Source organism: Prevotella sp. 885 (genome assembly GCF_002265625.1).
Classification (GTDB): Bacteria; Bacteroidota; Bacteroidia; order Bacteroidales; family Bacteroidaceae; genus Prevotella.
This window is the reverse complement of sequence record NZ_NOVE01000023.1, coordinates 1-24,179: the sequence shown is the minus strand read 5'-3', so window position 1 is coordinate 24,179 and position 24,179 is coordinate 1. Positions and strand designations below refer to the sequence as shown.

Here is a 24,179-nt window from a genome sequence, read left to right as displayed (position 1 = left end):
ACTTCCGGGACACAAATTATAGAATGTTGTTGTTTCTATACTAAAGATGGATTAGAAGAAGAGGTAGCGGTTGTCCACCACCTTAGCCTTGATGTAGAGCTCGTTCATGAAGTTGCCAGCCATCTGCATGTGCTGCTGACGAAGCTTCTGCATCTCTGCCTTCTCGTCATACTTGGCTGCACGCTGTGACTTGTTTACAACCTGGAAGACATATACACCTGCATTGCCCTTTACAGGAGCCTTGCAGAACTTGCCCTTTGCTGTTGCAGCAACCGCACCGCTAAGTGCAGGCTCGCTTGCTCCAGTAGCTGTAACGAAAACAGGAGCTGCGAAAGTAACCTGATTTACAGCAGTAACATTTGCGCCCTTAGCCTTTGCCTCGTTTACAGACTTAACGCCGTTAAGCTTTGCAAGAAGCATCTCAGCCTTCTTGTCCTTCAGAACCTCAGCCTTAACGAACTCCTTAACCTGTGCGTCCTCAAGAGAACGATAGCCAACACTGTTGATATTGTCAAGGATTACCACGAGGAGGTTGTCATTGTCTCCACACTCATAAAGCGGCGAAACATCACCCTTCTTAGCGTCGAAGAGCCAGCGCATTGCCTCACGAGTACTGTGGATACCGGCAAGATTGTGCTCTGCTGTGGTTATGTCCTTACGCTCCTGGATAGTGTAACCAGCCTTAGCTGCGTTCTTAACAATCTCGTCTGCTGTAAGGTTAGCGCTTACGAACGAGCTGAACTTGTTGTAAGCTGCGCTGTATGTGTCCTTTGAGAATGAGATGTTCTTCTTAACGACAGCAGCAACATACTTGTTGACCATTGCCTTGCGGTCTACCACCTGAATAATGAGGTTGCCCTGTGTGAGAGCGATGTTCTTAACCTCGCCTACAGACATTGTGTTGAGGCTTGTGATATAGTTGCGAGTATCCTTGTCGAGTGACGGAGCACCCTGATACTGCTTGGTTGTCAACCAATTCTTCTCGCCTGTCTGACCATACTTCTTAGCGATTGCCTCAAAGTCGGCACCAGCCTTAAGAGCTGTAGAGATAGAGTCAGCACGCTTTGCTGTCTCTGCTGCATTAGCTCCAGCCACCTGAATCTGACGGAACTGAACAGAGTCGGGCAACTGCTGCTTTGACACGAGCTTGATGATATTGAGCGAGTTGTCCTGCTTGCTCTCGAACACCTTACTTGTAGAACCAACGCCCATAGAGTCGAGACGCTGAGCGATATCGTAGGGGAAAGCATCCTTCAAGACGGGAACGCCAGTGTAAGCGACAAGCGAAGTGCTCTTACGAACTATGTCAGAGGGATCGGCTGCAGCAGCAAGTTCTGTATCATAAGCTGCAAATTCCTTCTGAAGAGCTGCACGGTCAGATGCTGAAGCCTTAACCTGAATGTCAACATACTTGATGTCGCGGCTCTCAACGTACTGCTTGAAGCGGGCTTTAATCTCATCATACTTAGCCTTAAGGTCGGCATCAGTAACTGTCACCTTGTTGTCCTCAATGCTTGAGTAAGACAGAGAAGCGAGCTGAATCTGGCTCTCCTCGTTCTGATCCTTAAATGCCTGCTTAGCCTCTACCTTATTAGAAAGGAAGCAATGAGCGAACAGACCCTGATACTTCTGAGCGAGCAACTGCTGACGAAGTGTCTTCTCGATGAAGTTCCAGTACTTGTAGATTGTATCATACTGCTTTGCAAGCTGGGGATTAGTGCTGCCCTGTGCCTTGTATTCAGCGAGGAACTTCTTCAGAGCGTTAACGTCAAAGCGACGTGTCTGCTGATTGAAGAACGGAGTCTGCATAAGCATCGGGTTGGTTCCCTGTGTCAGAACATCCTGCATCTCCTGGTCAGTAACAGTCAGACCAAGCTTCTCGGTCTCGTTAGCGATAAGCTTTGTCTGGACGTAGGTGTTCCACACCATATCCTTCACCTGATTGAGCTGATCTTCATTCAGATTGTCCTGACCTTGCTGCATCTTAATAACTTCAGTGTACTCGTCTACGAGTTTCTGGAACTCAGTGACGCTGATCTTGTCGCCCAACACCTCGCCTACCTGCTGATGCTTCTCAGCGCTCGACGACTCGCATGAGCGGAATGCCTCTTCGGCAATGAACGCAAACAGACCCAAGCTGATGATGCAAATCAGCAGGACTCCTTTGCTTCTGATTTTTCCTAATGCTGCCATTATTGTTTAATTGTTTTTATTTGTTATTTTTATTTTCTGTTAGATTTAGCTTTTTTAAGGCATTATGACGGTCGCCCACCGGCATAAAATATGTGGCACAAATCTCTCTATGCCACAAAATGCGTACAAAAATACTAATTTATTGCCAAACTTGGGCATGTTTGCCTGAAAAATTGCCTTTACGAGTTAACTTTTAGGTTCACAAGCTCTATTTTAGTCATTGTGCTCTTAATTATGCGAAACTCGTATTTTCCGATTGTCACCACCTCGTTGAGCTTCGGGAAGTTCTGATATTCATGAAGGATGAAACCTCCAACCGTCATATACTCATCGCTTTCAGGCATATCAAGATCGAACATTTCATTCACCTTGTCAATCTCGAGACGCGCAGAAAGGATATACTCGTTTGGCGCGGTCTGCTTCGCAACATACTTCGTACTGTCATGCTCGTCCTCGATATCACCGAATATCTCCTCCACGATATCTTCGAGAGAGACAATGCCACTTGTTCCGCCAAACTCATCCACGACAACACCGAGACTCTTCTTCTGCTGCAACAGTATATGCATAAGCTTCTGAGCCGCCATTGTCTCTGGTACGAAAGGCATCTTGCACACGCATTCACGCCAACGATTGCGATTGCGGAACATCTCCGAACTATGGATATAGCCCGTAATATGGTCGATATCATCGTCATAGACGATTATCTTTGAGTTGCCACTCTCGATAAATTTCTGCATAAGCTCCTCGGTGCTGCATTCGTTAATGTCTACAGCATTTATTTCTGTACGTGGGACCATACAGTCGCGAACCTTACAGTCTGAGAAATCGAGTGCATTCTGGAAGATCTTCACTTCCTCATTGATTAGGGTTTCCTTAGGTGCGTTGTCGATGCTCGACTGCACAAGATAGTCAAGATCAACCTTTGAGAAGCCTTCGTCATCACTTTCCGCTTCCATACGTATGCCCACCATACGGAGCAGACATTTAGAAATAAAAGTGGAGAAACGGCTTATCGGCCACAATATAACATAGAATATGTATGCAGGAAGAGAGAACACAGCCAATAGTCTGTTGGCATTGTTCTTAAAAAGAATCTTAGGAAGAAACTCACCCGTAAAAAGGATGATAAGCGTCGAGACAATAGTGTCTGCCGTCACGCGCATTCCGTCGTCAAGCGCACTGAATATTGTGCTGTCAAAAAGCTTGGCGATAAGAATACCATATACGACAAGCACAATGTTGTTGCCTACAAGCATTGTGCTGACGAAACCATTAGGGTGCTTGTAGAAGTTGGAAATGAGTTTTTTGGTAAGGTGATTGCCTTCACGGTCCATCTCTGCGAGCATGCGATTGCTTGACACAAACGCTATTTCCATGCCAGAGAAGAATGCCGACAATATCATTGTTACGGCAATACTGATTAAAAGAGGTATGTCTGTTTCCACTATTTATAAGAATAATCTATCTTTATTTGTGTTTTTATACTACCGTACGGCAGTACGTCTCTGCGGTGTTACCTGCGGTCTGATGGCTGCCTTTACAGTGTCTGGAGCTGATGTTATTGTGTCGCCCTTGCCTGCGATGTCCGTTTTCTCGAAAGAACCACGGCTATTCGATACGAAATAGCGTGTCATACGCTCATCGCTGCGAAAATACGTTCCCTCCAACGTACGGTCCGGTGTGACCAGACGTGAAGGAACGTTCGAATAGAGTTCATGCGATGCCTGATCCCAGAATAACTGTTGGCTCGTAAAACGCAAGCCATCCTTAGTCAATATAGAGACGCGGCTACGCAACTCCCAAAGTTTCTTTTGGTCGTAATAATATGCTGTATCGCACTGAATGTACGACTGGACATGGAATTTCTCATCAAACTGCTCGAAGAACAAACCTTTCTCAAAAATCCAACGTGACGGATTGCGGACTGTATTAACCTCCCAACGCTCTGTAACGATGCGATACTTGATGACGCCCGAATCGGATATGAGGGTGTTAACACCATAGCTGATCATCATCGACGCAGAGTCGCGGTCGTGCACAGCTGGCGCAGTATGCTCCTTCTGCCCCTCGCAAGACGCGAGAAGGAAGAAGCCCACCATTGTAAGGATTATGATTTTAATGTAATTCAATGTCTGATGATATTTGTTTTTTTATTCCATCTTCCACTTAGCGAACCAACGCTCGTTGAACGTCAGACCGATATTGATGCGGAACGAGTTCTCTGTAATGAAAGTCTTCGAGTCCTGACGAACCCACTGTGCAGAGATATTAAGAAGCGAGCGGTTGTTATATCCGTTCATGATAGGTATGCCGAAACCTGCGCTTACTCCATACTCTTTCGGACCATCCTGTCCTGAAATCTTAAGATAATTGGTGGCGTATGACGCTCCCAAGCGATAGTGAACACGCTTGAAGAAACTTCTGCTATTCTCCTGAGGACAGAACTCACCACCAACGGTAATCTTATGACGGTCTGAATACAAGTTCTTCGAAACCACATAATCTGTCTTACCATTGACTGTCAGATATTCCGGGCTTACCACCGACGACCACTTCTGCAAGACGTAATCGGCACCAATCTTCCAACGGTTTGAACGGTTCCACATAAGACCCACTCCGTAAGTTGTCGGAAGCTCCAGACCATCTTTAGCCACAAACAAGGCCGTATCAGCAACTCCTGTCTGCGCATTGGTAGAAATAACCTTACATTCCGGATCTGCGCCAAGCTTATGGCCGAGACCATAGGTAAGGCCGATGGTCAGATTGTCTTTCTTTGAAAGCTTGAGCGTATACTGCAGACCAAAATCAAGCTTATAGCTATTTACGTCAGCTGTATAGTACTTCGAAAGTGTATTTACGTAAGAATCGGAATATGAGTTGATGACCGAGCGCGTGTAATTGCCCCACAAGTAAGAGCCGTTCACACCGATAGCCAACCCCTTAAACGGCATCCAGCCAAATCCCAAATACACCTGATGAAGACCTCCCGTACCATAATAGACATTCTCGTAAGTCGTCGACGATCCGGTTTCACTATTGTTCAGCTTACCTGTATTTGAGTAGCTATAACCGATATTCGAGAACGGAAGCACACCAAAGCTGACGCCAAGATGCTTCGCAAGACGGAAACCTGCCGTCACATACTCGAAATTGGCGTTATTGGCATTCAGCTTCACTCCATTCTCCGAGAAATTCGTTATTTGCCCTGCAATACCAGCGTCAAAGATAAACGACAGCGAGTCGATGCTGGCATACGAAGCCGGGTTGGATGTGTTTATCTGGTTGTGCTCATGAAAGCCAATGCCAAGACCGTTCATTCCACGATTGAATCCCCCCGACTGCTCTCCGAGCACGCCAAGACCATACTGGCTATAAGGCGAGTTTGTGCCGCTCTGGGCCAACACAGCCATGGAAGTCACGGCCATACAAACAGTTATCAGTAATTTCTTCATTTCTCTTTCTTGATATTTATCTGCTTAAAAACGATCAGAACACGAAACAAGCAGAACACTCTCCTGCTTTATCTCTATACCTTATTATATATAAGGCACATGTTCTTTCTCGCATAATTAGGTGCAAATTTATCGAAAAAATTCGAGATAATAGCAGGATAAACAAGAAATAACGACTTTTAAATTTCGTCAAAAGTATAATATAACCGCGTTTACTTGCCAAAAACGCCGCTTTTACGTTTTTTAACAAGCCTTTTAAGCTCATATTAAGCATATTATTAATACCTTTGTAAGATGTAAAGACAAATAACAGACCAATATTTAATTGTGAAACAACTTAAAAGAACAATATTATGCCTGCTGACTGCCATCATGCTTATGTCGCAAACGGCTGCCGCTGATAACGGAAAGCAAGCCGACTCGATACGCATAAGCCTGCTCACATGCATGCCGAGACCATACGTCTACAGCCTATACGGACATACAGCCATCAGATACGAGAACCTGACGCAAGGCATAGACATCGCCATTAATTATGGTATATTCTCGTTCAGCAAGCCATACTTCGTGCTCAGGTTTGTCTTCGGACTGACCGACTATGAGATGGGCATCGAGTATTTCGAGGATTTCAAGGCCCAATACGAGCGTTCGGGATGCGGCGTCATACAGCAGACTCTCAACCTGACGGACAAGGAGAAGGCTGCCATAGCGAAGGCTATAGACAAGAATTACCTGCCGGAAAACCGCGTGTACAGGTATAATTACTTCTACGACAATTGCACAACTCGCGCAAGAGACATCATACTCGACAACATAAACGGAAAAGTGGTATTCGAAAACGAAGCCAACCCCTACCCTTCTTTCCGCGAACTCATCCATCAATATAACGAGCGTCACAGATGGGCACGCTTCGGCAATGACCTTCTGCTCGGAGTCAAGGCGGATCGTCCGACAACGTTCGGCGAACAACAGTTTCTGCCCAAAAACCTCTCAAAGGACATAAGCCATGCCGTAATATACGACAAGGACGGCTCAAAACGCAAGTTTGTCGAGAGCGAGACATGGGTATTGCCAGCCACAAGCGATTCTGGAAGCGACAGTTTCCCCGTCTCCCCAATCGTGTGCCTGGGAGTTTTGGCGGCATTAGTCGTTGCCATAACGACAATAGAGGCAATGCGAAAAGCAAATTATTGGCTTACAGACACGATAATGATGTTCTTAACAGGAGCATGCGGACTGATTCTGTTTGCCATGATTTTCTCGCAACACCCCACCGTAAGCCTAAATCTGCAGATTCTGCTGCTCAATCCGCTGAACCTCGTATTCCTGTGGAGCGCATCCAAGAAGATAAAGAAAGGACAGCCCTGCAGATGGCAAAAAGCATGGACCGTGCTCATAATCCTGTTCCTTTTAGGAGGAATAATACAGTCTTATGCAGAGGGAATCTACTTTGTGGCATTGTCTTTGCTATACAGAAACATAATGAAAATACGCCAGACGGCTAACACAACAAACAAGAGATGAACAAGTATATATCTACAATTATAATGCTCACCGTCCTGACCGGCTCACAGATGCAAGCACAAAGCTTGCAGCCTGCGCCACGTCTGGTCGTAAACATAGCTGTAGACCAGCTACGTACCGACTACATCGAGCACTTCGCACCGCTCTATTGCGAGGACGGATTCAAGAAGTTGCTGCAGAACGGACGCATATATGAGGCCGCCAGCTATCCATTCTCGCCCGTTGACAGAGCATCGGCTATTGCCTCTATTGCCACCGGCACAACCCCACATTATAATAATATAGTCGGAACCCAATGGCTCGACCGCAACACTTTGCGCCCTGTATTATGCACGGACGACGCAACATACGGCGTGTCACCTCAGAAAATCGCCACTTCCACAGTAAGCGACGAGCTTAAGATATCCACTAAAGGAGCAGCACTTGTCTATTCTGTAGCTTCCGATAAGGACGCTGCCGTCATCTCTGCAGGCCATGCCGCAGACGGCGCATTCTGGCTGAACGACAAGAACGGCCAGTGGACAACATCCACATACTACTCAAAAGGCGCACAGGCCCTTGTACGCACTTACAACAACAGCACAAACAAGCTCACTAACGGTAACAACGATGACGTAGCCGATATGTCCGTAGCCTGCATTGACAATATGGCTATGGGACGCGACAACATCACCGATATGCTCTCCGTGACCTTCTCAGCGAAGGGTACGGATGCCACTGTATGGCAGTCGGAGATGGAGATTATCTACGTTAAGCTCGACAAGACATTGGCTTCACTTATCAAGCGAATTGAAGATAAGGTAGGACGCGACAATGTCATGTTTGTGCTTACAAGCACTGGCTACACAAGCGAGCAACAGGTTGACTACCAGCGTTTCCGCATCCCTTCAGGCACATTCTATATCAATCGCACATCCAATCTTCTCAACATGTACCTTGGCGCCATTTACGGTCAGGGCAAGTATGTTGAGACAAGTTTTCACAACCAGATTTATCTGGACCGCAAGCTTATAGAACAGCGCCACATTAGCTTCAACGACATCATCGCCAGATCAAAAGAACTGCTCGTTCAGACAGCCGGCGTGAGAAGCGTATCAGCCAGTCCTTACAATCCGTCCGTCAGCGGCGACCTCGTAATCGAGACCGCTCCAGGATGGCAAATCATAAACGAAGACACCAACGAGAGCTATTTCTCAAGGGCAGCATTTATCCCGTTCCCCATCATTTTCTACGGAGCCGGGGTAAAGCCGGAACGTATAACCACACCTGCTACGGTAGACCGCATTGCGCCTACAGTTGCTAAGGCTATACGCATCAGGGCGCCGAACGCCTGTTCGGCGGCACCACTCCAATAAAATGACGTTTAAAAGACGCCATTTGGGTGCTGTATGGATTTTTTTTTGTAATTTTACACCCACTTATTAACCATCACACGAAATAAAAAAAAATAATATACAATGAATTTAAACAAATTTCTACAGTCATTGTTTGGCAACAAGTCATCAAAGGATATGAAGCTTATCCAGCCTCTTGTGGACAAAGTAAAGGCAGCATATCCCGAAATCAAGGCACTGAGCAATGACGAACTCCGCGCACGCACTAAAGAATTACAGAAGTATGTACAGGACTCAGCTAACGAGCAGAAGGCTAAGATTGCCGAGCTGAAGGCTAAGATTGAGGAGACTCCGATTGATGAGCGCGAGTCAATCTTCAATGCCATCGACAAGCTGGAGAAGGAAGTGCTCGACCTGTACGAGAAGGCTCTCGACGAAATCATGCCTGTGGCTTTCAGCATTGTAAAGGACACAGCCCGTCGTTTCGCTGAGAACGAGGAGACAGTGGTTACCGCCACCGATTTCGACCGTGAGCTCGCAGAGAATCCCAAGAACGACTTCATCACCATCGACGGCGACAAGGCCATTTACCACAACCACTGGACAGCAGGCGGCAACGACCTCAAGTGGGAAATGGTACACTATGATGTTCAGATCTTCGGTGGTATTGTTCTTCACCAGGGCAAGATTGCCGAGATGGCAACGGGTGAGGGTAAGACCCTCGTGGCAACACTCCCCGTATTCCTTAACGCCCTCACAGGCAACGGCGTACACGTCGTAACCGTGAACGACTACCTCGCAAAGCGTGACTCGGAGTGGATGGGACCGCTCTATATGTTCAATGGTCTCTCAGTAGACTGCATTGACAAGCACCGTCCTAACTCACCGGAGCGCCGCAAGGCATACATGGCTGACATCACATTCGGCACCAACAACGAGTTCGGCTTCGACTATCTGCGTGACAACATGGCATTGTCACCTGACGATCTCGTACAGCGCAAGCACAACTACGCCATCGTCGATGAGGTCGACTCAGTGCTTATTGACGACGCACGTACACCGCTTATCATCTCAGGTCCTATCGCTAAGGGCGACGACCAGATGTTCGAGGAATATCAGCCGCTCGTGGAGCGTCTCGTTGACGTTCAGCGCAAGCTCGCCACACAGTACCTCGCAGAGGCCAAGCAGCTCATTACCGAGGGTCAGAAGACTAACGACCAGAAGAAGCTGGAGGAAGGCTTCCTCGCTCTCTATCGTTCACACAAGGCCCTGCCTAAGAACAAGCCGCTCATCAAGTACCTCTCTGAGGAAGGTATCAAGGCTGGCATGCTCAAGACAGAGGAGTACTATATGGAGAACAACAACCGCCGCATGCCCGAGGCAGTTGAGCCGCTCTTCTTCGTTGTAGACGAGAAGCTTAACAGCTGCGACCTTACAGACAAGGGTACTGACTGGCTCGCCAATCAGGTGCAGGACAAGGAGCTCTTCGTATTGCCCGACATCACATCAGAACTGTCAGCATTGGAGAACGAGAAAGACCTTGACGAGCAGCAGCGTCTTGACAAGAAGGACGATCTCCTCAACCACTATGCCGTACAAAGCGAGCGCGTACATACCATCCAGCAGCTCCTCAAGGCTTACACAATGTTCAATAAGGACGACGAGTATGTCGTTATGGACGGCGAGGTGAAGATCGTTGACGAGCAGACAGGACGTATCATGGACGGCCGCCGTTGGAGCGACGGACTCCATCAGGCTGTAGAGGCTAAGGAGCACGTGAAGGTGGAGGCTGCCACACAGACATTCGCAACCATCACACTCCAGAACTACTTCCGTATGTACCACAAGCTTTCCGGTATGACCGGTACTGCATCTACCGAGGCTGGCGAGTTCTGGGATATCTACAAGCTCGACGTTGTGGAGATTCCTACCAACCGCCCCATCCTTCGTAAGGACCTCGACGACCGCGTTTACAAGACAGCACGCGAGAAGTATGCTGCCGTTATCGACGAAATCGTTGAGATGCGTAACAGCGGACGTCCGGTACTCGTAGGTACAACATCAGTTGAAATCTCTGAGCTTATCTCTAAGATGCTCAAGATGCGCAAGATACCTCATCAGGTGCTCAACGCCAAGCTTCACAAGAAGGAGGCTGACATCGTGGCAGAGGCAGGACGCAGCAATATGGGCTTCGTCGAAATCGTTGACGAAGACGGCAACAAGCATAAGGAAGAGCGTCTGCTCGGTGCTGTTACCATCGCCACCAACATGGCAGGTCGTGGTACCGACATCAAGCTTACCAAGGAGGTTAAGGCAGCCGGTGGTCTTGCCATCATCGGTACAGAACGTCACGAGAGCCGCCGTGTAGACCGTCAGCTCCGTGGTCGTGCTGGTCGTCAGGGCGACCCGGGAAGCTCAGTATTCTACGTATCGCTTGAGGACAAGCTCATGCGTCTGTTCGCATCAGAGAAGATTGCAAGCCTTATGGACAAACTCGGATTCCAGGAGGGCGACCGTATCGAGAACCCGATGATCTCACGCAGCATCGAGCGTGCTCAGAAGAAGGTGGAGGAGAACAACTTCGGTATCCGTAAGCACCTGCTCGAGTATGACGACGTGATGAACAAGCAGCGTACCGTTATCTATGAAAAGCGTCGTCACGCACTCATGGGTGAGCGTATCGGCATGGACATCACCAACATCATCTGGGACCGCGTCGTTAACATCATCGAGACCAACGACTACGAAGGCTGCCGCGAGCAGTTCCTCAAGGTGCTCGCTATGGAGTGCCCGTTCTCAGAGGAAGAGTCAGAGAACGTAAGACGTGAGGATCTGGAAGAGAGATCATTCCAGTCTGCAATGGCTACCTTCAAGCGCAAGACAGACCGCATCGAATCAGTTGCATGGCCTATCATCAAGCAGGTGGAGGAAAACCAGGGTGCCATCTACGAGCGCATCATGGTGCCAATCTCAGACGGCAAGCGTGTCTACAACATTCCTTGCAACCTTAAGGAGGCTTACCGCACAGAGGGTAAGGACGTCGTTAAGCAGTTTGAGCGTGTCATCATGCTCCACATCATTGACGACTGCTGGAAGGAGAACCTCCGTCAGCTCGACGAACTGCGTCACAGCGTGCAGAACGCTTCTTACGAGCAGAAGGATCCGTTGCTCATCTTCAAGCTCGAGAGTGCCAAGCTGTTCGACTCAATGGTGAACGACATGAACAACCGCATCACAAGCATCCTTACACGCGGTCAGATTCCCGTACCTGAGCAGGAGCAGCCTGCAGCAAACGCTGATGCAGAGCAGAAGTAAGACTTAAGAAACTCTGACGTCAAGTAATTGACAGCAGAAACATATACCGAAAAGGAGGAAAGCCGATAAAGCTTTCCTCCTTTTTTATTCCAACAGGCTTATAATTCGTGAGGTTTTACCACGGTTCGGGATAAGAAATAGTTCATAAAAAAGCTATACCTTACGTGCAATAACAGAGGTGAGACAATAGCATTTGTTAGTTAGTATATATACACTTCTCCCTGCTGTAGATTTACAGCAGGGAGTGATTTTATAAAAACATTTTGTAATTTTGCACTTGGACAAGGATGCTGCACGCCGTCTACGCTTCACTCCGCTATTGTCTTCAAGTAGGTTTCCTGCATTTTCTGCATCAGAATGTTTGATTTTGGGTAGCCTAAAATCTTCGTTGTCTTTTGCGTATTGCCTCAAGTCGCATCATGGGGTAAGGTGATTTTGTCCCTTGCGACTACACCATAAGGATTCTTTACGAAAACGAGTCGTTTTAGAGAGGTATCCGCAACCACAGATATCAAAAATATTACAGGTTGAGGATTTAAGGTTTATTAAAACACTCGCTAAAACATACTGATAAGTCGTGTAAATCTATCAATTATTGAGAATGACAAGAGATTGGCTGCACTTAGAGAGTATGCTCAAACGGCTTGAATTCTAAATCCGAAACTTGAGTTTTTTATACCTTAATACTACGCCACAAATGCAATCAATGGTAACATTGCCACCAATTGTCCCCAGTCTGGCATTGTCTTGGTAGGCTGTCCTTTCAGATACTCGTTGATTAGCACAACACGCAACATAGCTCTTGCGTCTGCATTCCTAAGAAGTTCATACAGCATTCCGTCTATCTCTGCATAAGCAAACGCTCTTCTCATTGCCGATACAGAATAAGCACCCGAAGGCAAATCCTTCTTCTCTTTCTTTGCTTTAACAAGTGGCAAATCTTCCGCCACTATTTTTTCCTGTACCTCATTATGCTCCACCAATCTCCAAAACGGTTCATACTGCATATGAAAGAAAGGCTTAGTTATGTCACATATAAATAATGAAGAGTCGCCAAGATAACGATGCCATATTTCATTAAATCTTTTCTCAAGAGTATCGCTAAGCACTATCCTTTGTGAACGTATTATATCATACTCCACAAGGTCAATAATAGCCAACAACAGCACGGCCTTATGCGGTGCCTTGTGTCCCTTCGATTTTGCAGTGTGGAGCGAAGAGAAAGCACCTATATAATGTGTAAGTTCAATCATAGCATTCTTTTTGTTAGAAGTAACTCAACAAAGATACTATATAAAACTGATAAAGCCATAACTTTGGATGGAGTAATTATTATATAGCTAATTATTACTATCAAGTATAAGACAGAAAACAGCAATAATAGCAATATATAATAATCCTCACATCCTGTATAATATCTATCTCTCTATCTACAATTCCTCCAATTGTTCATCATCCTCGTTCTTCTTATCATTCAGAAATGATAAGAATAATTGAAAAAAAACTGTTTCTTTGAAAAAATAATTAGGATCTTCCTCCATCTTTTCGTGAATATACGAGAAACCAAAATTTGCATATTGCTCCATCTTATCTATAAGTTGGTCAACAACTTTTCGAGCTGTAATTTCGCCTTTATCCAAAGCAATAAGGTCAATATCGGTTTTAGCCACAAGAGCAGCAAACAAAAACTGCCGTATTTCGCCATAAGATTTTCTTCCAAGACGATTTTCTTGATTACCCCAATATTGTATCGGCTGTCCGAATGACTTTAATTTTGCTTTATCTTCAATCAATGGTTTTGTTTGGTCAAAATACAAACCAATGAAAAAGGCAATTATAAAAAGCTCATAACCCGCACCAAATATCTTAGCACGAGCAGCTTGATATGATGTTGTGCCTCGTCCATAGTCGGTAAACACCTTTATGACAGACTCTTCGTAGCGTTTTTCCCACTGAGGATTACGCTTGCTCCATAAGTCGAATAATGATTCCATAGCTATTTTATTTTATCAACGATTGTCCTAATTGTTGCCATATTATGGCTATCAAAATTATCAGCCTTTCTGATACGATACACACCACATGTCAACTGGTCGATTTCGTTCAGACGAAGCTGACCCTTTGTTATGAAATCCTTTGTCACAATGATACATTGCTTATTGATTTTATCTATAACATTGTAGAAGCCCTCTTCCTTTGAATCGCCGAATGAAGATGTAGCAGCATCGAATATCAACGGATAATTCTCATCACGTTTCTGATCTGTAAAATCAGAAATAGCAAACAATACCGACATATACATGACTGTCTCTTGAGAGCCAGAAGGATTCTTTATCTCAGTTCCGTTAGAGCTATAAAGCCTAATCTCGGTAGACTCCTCAACAGTCTGACGCAAACGTATTTCTCCATGGAAGTCTTGCGCACTAAGTCTTTCCAAATACTCATTGGCACACTCCTCCAAAGCAGATAGGAATCGGCGCAGGTTTTCCTTCTTAGCCTTTCTAAAAGCCTTTGCTATCTCTTCAAACACACGATGAACGTCCCTATAGACTTTCACTTGACCATTTTGCGGATTCAAATCATTAAACTGTTTGCGCAAATCATCCTCTTCTGCCTTTAAGTCCTGAAGGTCGCGTTCCAACTCTACAAGACAAGTTTCTGCACGTCCTTTTTGCTCGAACATTCCCTTAATGTCAAGAAAACTCTTTTGCAGCAACTCCTCTGACACATTACCAGCCTGTATCAGTAAGCGAGCTTTTTCATCTTCAGTTTCTTGCTTCTTGTCTTCAACCTTCTTTAATTCTTCACGCAGACGGTCCTCAAGACTCAATCTATCAAATATATCTGTTGAAATATGCGCAATCTGAGCTTCCTTATTTCCACCAAGACGGATACTCATATTATGCAATTCTTCGATATATCCACTTGTGAACAATTGCTTACGCTCTACAGCCGCTTTTTCCTCTTCCATTTGCAATTTGGCGGCAATATGCTTCTTATACTCATTAAGCTTATTCATCATAAAATTGTAAGCATCAGACCCTTCTGGTGCAGGGCTGCCACAAACTTTGCACACATGGTCGTGAATCATTTCCTCCATTGTCTCTTGGTTGGGCAAATACCATGGCAATTCTGCTACGTTATCCGACAACATGCCACGAACCTCTTGCAAGGCTTCCTTCTTGCCTATTTCCTTGGCTTGTTCTTCAACGAAGGCTTTCTCCTGTTGTCTTTTTTCTCGACTAAAATCCGAGCATTTCTTCTTAAACTCTGTCAAAACAGAAGGGAAAGCGCATAATATCCATAATTGGTCCAACAATGCAGTATTCTTGTTTACCATACTTATGTTTGCCCTCAACTTAAGCGACTTCTCCTTCAGAGACTTCAACCGCTCACTTACTTCATTAAATCTTTCTGTTGTCTCCTGATTTTGTTCTAATTCTTCAAGTTTTGTTGAAAAAACCGACACAGAGAGTTTCTTGTCCGCTATCTCTTTTTTCTTGTTATATATATCTTCAGATACACGTTTCAACTGGCTTTCGAGTTTTCCTGCCTGAGTCGCTATTTTCTGGTCTGACTTACATTCTTTTTGATAAGCCTTATTAGATTTATCTTCCATTTCAGCAGAGATTTCAACCAATTTGTCAAACTCTCTCACATCAGAAAATTTATCAACAAGCTCCTTTAACGCTGCTGCATTTTGGAAAACATTAAGAGTAGACTCACCCTTGAACATGCTAAATCTTTGGATAAACGCATCAAAACATCTATCCATAAGAGTCTTTCCATTCACCACTTCACGCCCTGCGCCTGTATCCTCATAGCCTCGGAAAGTAATAGAAGAAGTCTTGAATAAAGTCTCCGACGTGCGCTCGAAAGTGAAGCGTTTTTCAACAATCTTTTCGCCATCATGGTCGAAAACCATCCTTACTGCGACTTCATCGCTTTCGCCAATTTCCAACTTCGACTTGCGCATTTCCGACGCATTGTCAATGCTATTATTTTCTGTAGCCGTGTTAAACAACCATTGCAAAGCCTCAAAGAAAGTTGTCTTGCCATCTCCATTGTCACCAATGACAAGAGTCAGTCCTTCAGAAAACTCAAATTTATTTTCCCCATAGTAACTTCGGAAGTTACGTATAGATATTTCCTTTATTATCATACGTTTCTCTTTAAATATTCTGTTACTTCTTTGTATATTTCTTTCTCTGTTGCTTGTTCTGCTGAACGTTTGATTATCTGAGCAACAGCGCTGACAACTACATTGTCAGAATCAATAGCTTGGTATATTGATGTGACTTCGGCTGGATTATAATCGCCAAATTTCATCAAGTCGGGGTCTGTAAGAACAGCCTCAAGCATCTTGTCGTTATTTGAAGTATATGCCATATTTTTTTATAAAATTGTTATGTTGTAATATGTAGTAATGTCATCAAGTTCGGTGTAAGTGAAGTCTGCATTCTCTGACAAAGAAGCAAAATCCCTCACACGTCGCATTTCCATTTCGAGCAGCTTGCGCTCCATGTTGTAACTCTCAGATGCAGAGTTAATCATAGGCGCAACAATCAGGTCGTGTATCACGGCATGATACTTATCCTTGTGCTTTCGCAAGATTCTGCCTCTACGTTGTATGAATTGTCGAGGATTGCCCGTACTTGCACAGAATATAGCCATCTCGCTACGTGGAACGTCCACGCCTTCATCAAGACATTTCATAGAAGTAAGAACTTCCAAATCGCCATTGGCGAAATCCTCAAGAATCTTATTCCTTTTTTTCGACGAGGAAGTGAATTCTCGTACTGTAGTTGTGCGACTTATGCCCTTCACTATTTCTGTATACCTATCTATAAGGTGCTGTGAAGTCTCATCCTCACCTACTACATCCTCCACATCGAAAACGTCTGACGTTTCATCTGGCTTGTTGCCTTCTGGCACATAAACCAAGGTGTATCTCAAATTCCCCTTTTCCTCATACCTTTGCTTCAAGATGTTGCGGAAAGTCTCTTCCTTGTTCTTAGCCTTATGTATTATACGCTTTCGCTTCAGCAACAAAGCCATGAGAATATCATCGCCTTGCGGAAAAGACGAACTATCGTAGTTGAAAAATTTAGCCAACTGCAATGATATCTTTATATACTCTGCCATCTCTTCATCATCCAAATATACCACATGAGGATAATAATAATAACGGCACAAGAAACCATTGTCAATGGCCTCACGCATGGAATATTCAAAGGTAAAGCCTCTCTCACTTCCAAAGAAATTAGCCAGTCTGTTGTTTGCCACATCGTCGTACTGGCGGTTGGGAGTTGCCGACAATCCTATGCGACGGAAATACTTTATGCCATCGAGCCTGTCAAGGATTCTGCCAGCACCCATATTATGAGCCTCATCAGCGATAAGAAGAGTTTTACTCATAGAAAAGCCATTCAAGGTATTGAATACATTGGCACGAGCAAATGAGGCATAGGTTGAAATGATGATAAAGGAGTCGTCGCCATCTGAATAATTGAAAGCCTCCTTCATGTGCAAAGCCTCAATCTCATCCTTCCATCTTCTGTTGCGAGAATATACTTTATAGATATTCTTGAAATTGAACTTACGGCATTCTTCAACCCATTGTTCAACCAATGTTTTAGTCGGCACAAGTATTATTGCCTTGTAATAGCCCTTGCGCTTGTAAATCTCCAACAGACAATTAAGCGATGTAATGGTCTTGCCCGTACCCGTAGCCATGGCAAACAGACCACGCTGCTTGTTGTTCTTCCAATTCTCAAAAGCCTGTTTCTGATAGTCGCGCGGACCTGACGGATAAGGAAAATGGGGACTGGATTCATTTTCTTCATCATGCACCACAACCTTTTCTTCATTTATCTTTCGAGCCTCCTTTTCAGCCTTGATTCTTTTCAACTTACGTTCCACGTCAAGCAGCTCGTCAATATCCTTATCTTTAAAAGACGAGGTTATTGCTGTTTCAAGTTTGTCTGCCGACAAATACTCAACACCATTCTTCTGACGGTTCATTATAGCATCGAACTCTTCACGTTGGTTTTGAATCCGCTTGCGTATCATCACGTCAAGCGAGTCGCTTCGGTCGATTTTTATCTCCTCAAGATTATTGAACAGTCCGCTTATTGTGAAATTGGCAGACCCTGTGAATGAAGTCACGCTGTCGCCATCACGAAATTGTCCCGACTTGGTATGGGCGATGCCTTTACGGTTGCGTGGACGTATGATACGTATATCAATACGCTTGTGGTGAATAAGGAAAGCTAAACAGTCGAAGAACTGCTGCTGGTATTCGTCAAAAGTCTGTCGCAAAGACTCGAAATCCGTCAGGTCGAAACAGTCAATAATCGTTCCGTTCACTCCATTGTTTATGGCTTTCTTGTCAGCTTCCGAAACTATCTGATTTATAACAAGGCGCATTCTTCCACCATTCGCAATGAAAGTAGCAAAGCCCTCAGCAAGCACACTTATTGCAGCAGAGCTGAAATAGCCCAACTGCAAATCAAACTCATCGCTGTTCCTCAACCCATCGTTGAAGAACTTCTCTGGCGAATTGTATTCCCCAGGGCGATATGTTCCGTCTTCTGCCCAATCAACCTCGTATAGCATAAACTTAAGAGTTTTCAGATGAAACAATTAGCGCACATTATCTCGTCGCCGAACAAGTCGACAAGTGTAGTGCCTTTTTGCTTTGTGCGGTTTTCCTCCTGTCGTTTTATGATGTCGAGCTTTATCTTTCTTATTCGCTCAGGCTTAATCAATTCGGCAAGACTCTCACCCTGATTCCATGTATAGCCGTCTTTCTCAAACTCCATTGCCTTCTTATAGAGGTCGGGATGCTGCTCATAAAGCCATATCCATTCTATCTTCTGCTGAAAGAAACAGAAGTAACAGCCCGAACGGCTTCTGCAATAAGTGCCCGTCTTGCCGTCCACCTCAAAAGGAATTTCCTCATAATAGGCTGGCACTCCTACTCCACTCTCGCGCAAGAGTCGGAAGATGTCGTCCTTAACAAGCACCTCGTCATTGTCAATCAAAGGAAAACTGTCGAGTTTGCCTATTGGATATTCCGTTGTCTTCAAGTATTCAAACACCACATGATTGAACAGCTTAACGTCAATATCGAGCAAGGCGTTCAACTTCTTGGAATAATAGAATTGCTTGGAAATCGGGCGTTTCAACACTTGCATTATGTCCTCACGCTGATAATCCTTGCACAGACTGTCGTACAAAGCAATAATCTGCTCCTGCTGGTCGTTGTGAAGCACTTTGTTTATAACATCAATACTCCATATATTGCGGCGGAAAGGGAAAACAGCCTGAATGTTAGGTTTGGAAGATATATAGCCGTCACGATCCTCGTCGCCACGTATTCCGACATACGACACTGCATAATCGTCGCCTACATAACGCTCAAATTCTGCAAGTTTCATTTTTTGAGTGCACCATCTTTGTTGCGGCGACGGAAGGAAGCCGCCTGCTGCTTTAAGAAAATGCTCAAAGGGAGTTGGCTCCGGGCTGCCCTCAGCAGCTCGAAGTCTTTTTATAGTTCCCAAATATGCTGATAATCTTTCTATCAGCAACTCTGTCTCTGCCAGCTCACATCCCGTGTCGGAGTTGTAGTATTCTATCTTCAGTTGAGGATATTTCTGTTTAAGGTAGATTGCAAGGGCTGCACTATCCTTTCCTCCAGAAATTCCAAGAATATGTCTTACTTTCATTTTGCCATCTTTTTGTTTAACACTCTCAACAATGTGCATATAGCCACATTATCATTGTCGGTATTTGCAAGAGCCTCATCCAACAGTTTCTCCAGCTCGTCAGCTTTACTTTCTTCCGTCTTAGGCAGTCGGAATGTCTGTGACGAGAGGTTCTTGCCCTTTGTTGCCACCATGTCAACCGAGAAGCATTCCTCGTTGGCGTTGGTAGCTACGCCCATGCGTGAGATGTCGGAATATTTCTCGCATTCACGAAAAAGCGTCACAAGGTTATGCACAAGCTTTTCTTCCTGATCATCGCGCAAACGTTCAAGTGGCTGCTCCAAAGCAGTATAGCATATTGACTGATACCACTCCTTGCGATTGTCAAACTCTGCCATGACGTGATTATAGAATTCCTTCAGTCGGCCGGTAAGCAAATGCTCGTTGACAGAGGCGAAACGTTGGCGTATTTCGACCACGTACTCAGAATAATCATATTCCTCGATACTGAGGGCATCCAAGACGCTGGATTCTATACGGTCAATTAGGTCGTTGTAGCATGAGCGCAATTCTCTTACTGCACGATTAACGACATAGCAGAACTCCTCCACCTTTTCCTTTTTCTGCAAAGCCATCTTGTCGAAGCCTAATGCTTCGGGCAGGTCCTCAAAGAAGGTTTTTTCGGGGTCCTTAGCCACGGCAAGCGTGTCACGGAAACGTGCGGTCTGCTCATGATTGAACTTTCGTGTGTGCTTGGCATAATCATTAAGCTGTCGGCTATAGAAAAAGAAGAACGGCTTTATGGTCTCCACAAAGTCATCGCTCTTCACCTCCCCAAGAGCATTTACATTCAAGAACTTGCGATACTTGTTAAATATATCCATGCGCACCCCCGTCACGTCAAGTGCCTTGACACTATAGTCGGATGAATGTTTCTGAAGCAACTCGAAGAACTCCATGTTCACGTTCGGAATATATGCTCCACCATTGCCATATAGCGAGTATTCCTGTTTCTTTATGTATAGATACGTTGGAATCCAGAAATCAAGAAAACCTTGTTTCAGCTTATATGGACGTGCAGACAGAAGCTTTACAAGTTCTGATATCTTGCGCGGCTTATTTGTTGTTGAAGCCAAGAAATCCTCACAGGCATCCCATAACGGCTTGATTCCTTCATTGGAGGGCTGACTCGCAAAAGCGCCATCCGCATGAAGTCCCGTATGTTTCAACAGTGAGTAATATATTGTCTTCTCTGGTGGGAACTTGTCTTTTGCAAATCCGAAGTCTACCTCATTTCCTTGGTTGAGCATCGCCGTGAGATATTTCACACGTGCACTTGATATCGAACCGCTCAACTTGTGGCGATTGAAAAGTTCGTTGTTCATTACAGATGTCTTATGATACACCGTATTGCAAACGAACGAAAGAAGTTCGTTGAACATACGGAAGGTCTTCACCTCCACCTCCTTGCCACCGAATATCCATGTCACATCATCGTTATATGAGAACAATGCCTCGTTGAGCGACTTGTCCAACAATATCTTTTCATATTCCAAGAGATTCTTCACCTCTGTTATTGCCACATGGTCAGACTTGTCAAGAAGCACCTTACTAAGAATATAGTTATACTTCTCTACCATGTGCAAATGGTCTACAAGCTCATCTATGTTATTAAAACATGCAAACACTATTGCATTTCCACACTCTGCACTCAATGCAAGCGTGTCGTTTACAATATCCTTCTTCGACGAGAATATCAGCTGTATGTAACCATCGGTATCTCCAGTAGGCACTTTGTCCTGACCCTCCTCCAATATCTCATATTCGAAATAGCGCGGAGTGCCCTTCTGGAAATAGCACATCTTGACTGGAGCTATCTTCTTGAAACAATAGTTGCGTATCTCGTCAACATAATTTACGGGACGGCTCACCACGAGTCCTGCCTTTCTTATTTCATTCTCTATGTTAATGTCTGTTCCGTCAAAAAGGATATACCGTAATTTGTAGCTTGCGAAGCGAATAATCTTGTACTGCTCAAGCAAGTTGAGTATGTGAAGAGCATCTTCCACTCCGAGTGCAATGCTTACATAGTTGGCAGTTTGCTCCCTCGTCATCTTGAACGAAGAATTGCCAAGCAAATTAAGCATTCCAATAGTCTTTACAATCTTTATTGACCCAAGCAGCTCGTTCTTTGTCTCCCATGCTTGTCCCTCAATACGTTCAAGAGCCACCTGCATAGAACTCCATTGCATCGAGTCGGCATTGGCATCCTTCAGATATGAGTAGAAATTCTGTAATATATAGTCGTAGCAATTGGCAATGCCATAGAAGCCTTCTTTGTATTCACTCAAAGAGCTGGCACCCTTTGCGTTAAGAAACGAGAACAGCGAACGCTCATTCTGCCCATAACGCTGTATAGCCTGTGTCATGGCGTAAGCCGAGAACGGCTCCAACGGATAAAGGGCATTAGCCGTGTCCGAATTGAAACCATCCGAAACGAACTTTGTTGCCTTGGCAAGCTGGCACAACTTTTCCATAGACTCGGCATTAACACCAACATCGTTTTTTGCATTCAGTTGGGTGGAAGCAAGGTAAAGCAATTGCTCAACTGGCTCTATAAACACAAGTTCCTTGAAGCGTCCCTTCACCTTAGTCCATTCCTCCTTCTGCAAAGTAGAGAGCTTTCGAGCGTAAGCACTGAAGTTCTGATGAAGAGTGGTTACAAGAAGAATTTGCCTTGTTGACACATTCACAAATTCAGCCAGCTTCTGCATGAAATACAACTCCTGCTCAGGATTGTTCTTCGCAGCATGTTCAAGCACCTTGCCAAACTCATCAATGAAAATAACGAGAAACTTACCTTGCTTCTTTGCTTGGTTATAGATTTCACGCAATCGATCAAGCACATTGTCAGCCGTTCCGTCGACCGACAATTTATCACGCATCAACGAGACTAAGTCTTTATAGTCGCCTACTATCTTCAGCACATCAAACTTTGCATTAGCCGACAAAGTCTGTGGATTCAGAAGGCTGTAGGAACCTTTACTCTGCAAGTCCTTCTCCAAAGCAAGCAGAAAGCTTGACTTACCAGTGCCATACGAACCGATAATAGTAAACGAATGTATGCCTGTGCGGTAGCCATCCACAAGTCCGGATGCAACATCACGTGCATTAGGGGTAACTATATATTGGAAGTTCTTGCTTAGGCCTTCCTCTATATTTGCCGACAAACTAAACTGCTGCATTTTTGTAGTATCTGTTAAGTAAATCAATAGGTTCAATGTTCTTGCCTTCCTTGAATAGAAGCTGGCGTATTCCTGCATTGTCGCTGTATTGCACATATTCAGAATACTCAACGCTTATCTGCTGCATCATCTCTATCACTTCAATATCGGTCATGCAAAATATTAGTCCGACATTCTGCAATATGTCATACGACACAGTACGGTCCTCGCCTTTCATCGTGAGGATGGCATAAAAGAAAATCTCCAATGGCACAGAACGTTTTCCGTCGATATTGAATGCAAAAGACTTGTCTGTTCTGTCGTGCCTTATAAGATTCAAGTCTATCAGAAGAGAAGAATAGTCCTCATACGACTTGGGACTTGAAGGCTGTGCATAATTCTGAGTAAGTACACCAAAGTCCTTGCCCACCGTATTAGCATTGAATTGTTTCTGCTTATTGTCTTCCGTCATAAGGCGTTTCACATAATTCTGTATTTGCTCTTTGTCAAACTGCTTGCGCTCCTTCTGATAACGAAGAAACAAAATATTATAGAGAGTGGCTTCTTGAGTTGCAACAAGAAGGAAATGGAGAAGCCATAACGTACCAAGACTTTCTATGTATCTGTCTTTCCCATTTTCTTTATCAAACAAATAATTGGCTATCGGCGTAGATTTGTCTTGTTCGGTCAATCCCAGAACCTTCAACCAATAGCGTATTGAAGCAACCATATTCTTGCCTACTCCCAACTCAACAACAGAGTTGGGGTCGTTGAAATTATTACCTTCAACAATATAGTCGTATCCCTTTATAGGCCACAACATTCTACATGGGAAGGATTCATGACCAGAGAAAACGTATTTTATGTACATAATAGATCCTAACGTTCTTCATTATATCTCCGACAGAACCCAAATATCAGAACAGTTTGACCTAAGTTATCTTTCATGGCTCTTAAAAACAGAATGCGTGGGTTCTTTCTCCTTCGCCCGTTCCGCAAACCGTAGGCCTTCGCATTGCCCAATCACAGAAACGAGCAACTGCAGAAAGCCCACGCATAATTTATACTATATAATCCCATACGTGGGAAGCCGTACACACACGTACCCGTTGCAAGAACGAGACGTATGTATACGACAAACCACGGCAGGGTATACAATATACCTACCGTGGGCATCTACGTTGCCATCTTATCTTCTGTGATTTGTAAAGGTGCGAAGTTTACGGTTTGAAAGACAAGCGTCAAGTAAACGCCCTATTTATAAAAGTCAGAACCCACCCGCTTATTCCCCCTTTCGGGTAGAGTGTTCAAAATTTAGATATAAATCTGACATAAAAAGTGCAAGAATTCAGCTCGTTAAGTTGCTGACATTTAACACTTTATATTGCGAAATAGTTCTTTGAAAAGTTGCATAACTCGTTGATT

General features: G+C 44.7%; 15 protein-coding genes. 3 read left to right on the top strand and 12 right to left on the bottom strand.

Translation table 11 applies throughout. The features are described from left to right. Nucleotides 1–51: 51 nt before the first annotated feature. The 4 genes from CHL74_RS08335 to CHL74_RS08320 form a co-directional block, all read right to left on the bottom strand. Nucleotides 52–2,193 (bottom strand): peptidylprolyl isomerase, encoded by a 2,142-nt coding sequence (locus CHL74_RS08335; protein WP_094880706.1) that lies wholly within the window; start codon nt 2,191–2,193, stop codon nt 52–54. Between the two features lie 179 nt (nt 2,194–2,372). Next, nucleotides 2,373–3,599 (bottom strand): hemolysin family protein, encoded by a 1,227-nt coding sequence (locus CHL74_RS08330; protein ID WP_094880705.1) that lies wholly within the window; start codon nt 3,597–3,599, stop codon nt 2,373–2,375. A gap of 81 nt (nt 3,600–3,680) precedes the next feature. Beyond that, nucleotides 3,681–4,295 carry an LPS export ABC transporter periplasmic protein LptC gene (locus tag CHL74_RS08325; RefSeq protein WP_094880704.1) on the bottom strand — a complete coding sequence of 205 codons (615 nt, stop codon included), beginning with the start codon at nt 4,293–4,295 and terminating at the stop codon, nt 3,681–3,683. Nucleotides 4,296–4,346: 51 nt separating this feature from the next. Next, nucleotides 4,347–5,648 carry a hypothetical protein gene (locus tag CHL74_RS08320; protein ID WP_094880703.1) on the bottom strand — a complete coding sequence of 434 codons (1,302 nt, stop codon included), beginning with the start codon at nt 5,646–5,648 and terminating at the stop codon, nt 4,347–4,349. A gap of 327 nt (nt 5,649–5,975) precedes the next feature. On the opposite strand from CHL74_RS08320, the gene CHL74_RS08315 reads away from it, so the two are divergent. The 3 genes from CHL74_RS08315 (at nt 5,976) to secA (ending at nt 11,821) form a co-directional block, all read left to right on the top strand. After that, the gene (locus CHL74_RS08315; protein ID WP_254923252.1) at nt 5,976–7,172 is read left to right on the top strand and encodes an Lnb N-terminal periplasmic domain-containing protein; all 1,197 of its coding nucleotides are present in this window, start codon (nt 5,976–5,978) and stop codon (nt 7,170–7,172) included. Then, a complete protein-coding gene (locus CHL74_RS08310) occupies nt 7,169–8,527 on the top strand; it encodes an alkaline phosphatase family protein (RefSeq protein WP_094880701.1) in 1,359 nt (452 codons plus the stop codon). Before CHL74_RS08315 ends, CHL74_RS08310 begins: the two co-directional genes overlap by 4 nt. Before the next feature lie 102 nt (nt 8,528–8,629). Continuing rightward, on the top strand, nt 8,630–11,821 hold the full coding sequence (secA, locus tag CHL74_RS08305) for a preprotein translocase subunit SecA (protein WP_254923251.1): 3,192 nt from the start codon (nt 8,630–8,632) through the stop codon (nt 11,819–11,821). A gap of 686 nt (nt 11,822–12,507) precedes the next feature. On the opposite strand, the gene CHL74_RS08295 is transcribed toward secA, so the two are convergent. From CHL74_RS08295 to CHL74_RS08260, 8 genes are all read right to left on the bottom strand, one after another. Further along, nucleotides 12,508–13,074, bottom strand: coding sequence for a hypothetical protein (locus CHL74_RS08295; RefSeq protein WP_094880699.1), 567 nt, complete (start codon nt 13,072–13,074; stop codon nt 12,508–12,510). A 177-nt stretch (nt 13,075–13,251) separates the two neighbouring features. Further along, nucleotides 13,252–13,815 carry a glycoside hydrolase family 15 gene (locus tag CHL74_RS08290; protein WP_094880698.1) on the bottom strand — a complete coding sequence of 188 codons (564 nt, stop codon included), beginning with the start codon at nt 13,813–13,815 and terminating at the stop codon, nt 13,252–13,254. Between the two features lie 2 nt (nt 13,816–13,817). After that, complete coding sequence (locus tag CHL74_RS08285; RefSeq protein ID WP_094880697.1) at nt 13,818–15,983, bottom strand: AAA family ATPase; 2,166 nt, start codon at nt 15,981–15,983, stop codon at nt 13,818–13,820. Next, nucleotides 15,980–16,210, bottom strand: coding sequence for a hypothetical protein (locus tag CHL74_RS08280; RefSeq protein ID WP_094880696.1), 231 nt, complete (start codon nt 16,208–16,210; stop codon nt 15,980–15,982). The genes CHL74_RS08285 and CHL74_RS08280 overlap by 4 nt, the downstream gene beginning before the upstream one ends. 6 nt (nt 16,211–16,216) lie before the next feature. Then, nucleotides 16,217–18,439: a DEAD/DEAH box helicase family protein gene (locus CHL74_RS08275; RefSeq protein ID WP_094880731.1), complete on the bottom strand. Its 2,223-nt coding sequence runs from the start codon at nt 18,437–18,439 to the stop codon at nt 16,217–16,219. A 14-nt stretch (nt 18,440–18,453) separates the two neighbouring features. Further along, the gene (locus CHL74_RS08270; protein WP_094880695.1) at nt 18,454–19,551 is read right to left on the bottom strand and encodes a phosphoadenosine phosphosulfate reductase; all 1,098 of its coding nucleotides are present in this window, start codon (nt 19,549–19,551) and stop codon (nt 18,454–18,456) included. Then, entirely contained in the window at nt 19,548–22,775 is a 3,228-nt protein-coding gene (locus CHL74_RS08265) for an ATP-binding protein (RefSeq protein ID WP_094880694.1), read from the bottom strand. Before CHL74_RS08265 ends, CHL74_RS08270 begins: the two co-directional genes overlap by 4 nt. Beyond that, nucleotides 22,762–23,625: a DUF4007 family protein gene (locus CHL74_RS08260; protein WP_094880693.1), complete on the bottom strand. Its 864-nt coding sequence runs from the start codon at nt 23,623–23,625 to the stop codon at nt 22,762–22,764. Before CHL74_RS08260 ends, CHL74_RS08265 begins: the two co-directional genes overlap by 14 nt. Between the last annotated feature and the right edge of the window lie 554 nt (nt 23,626–24,179).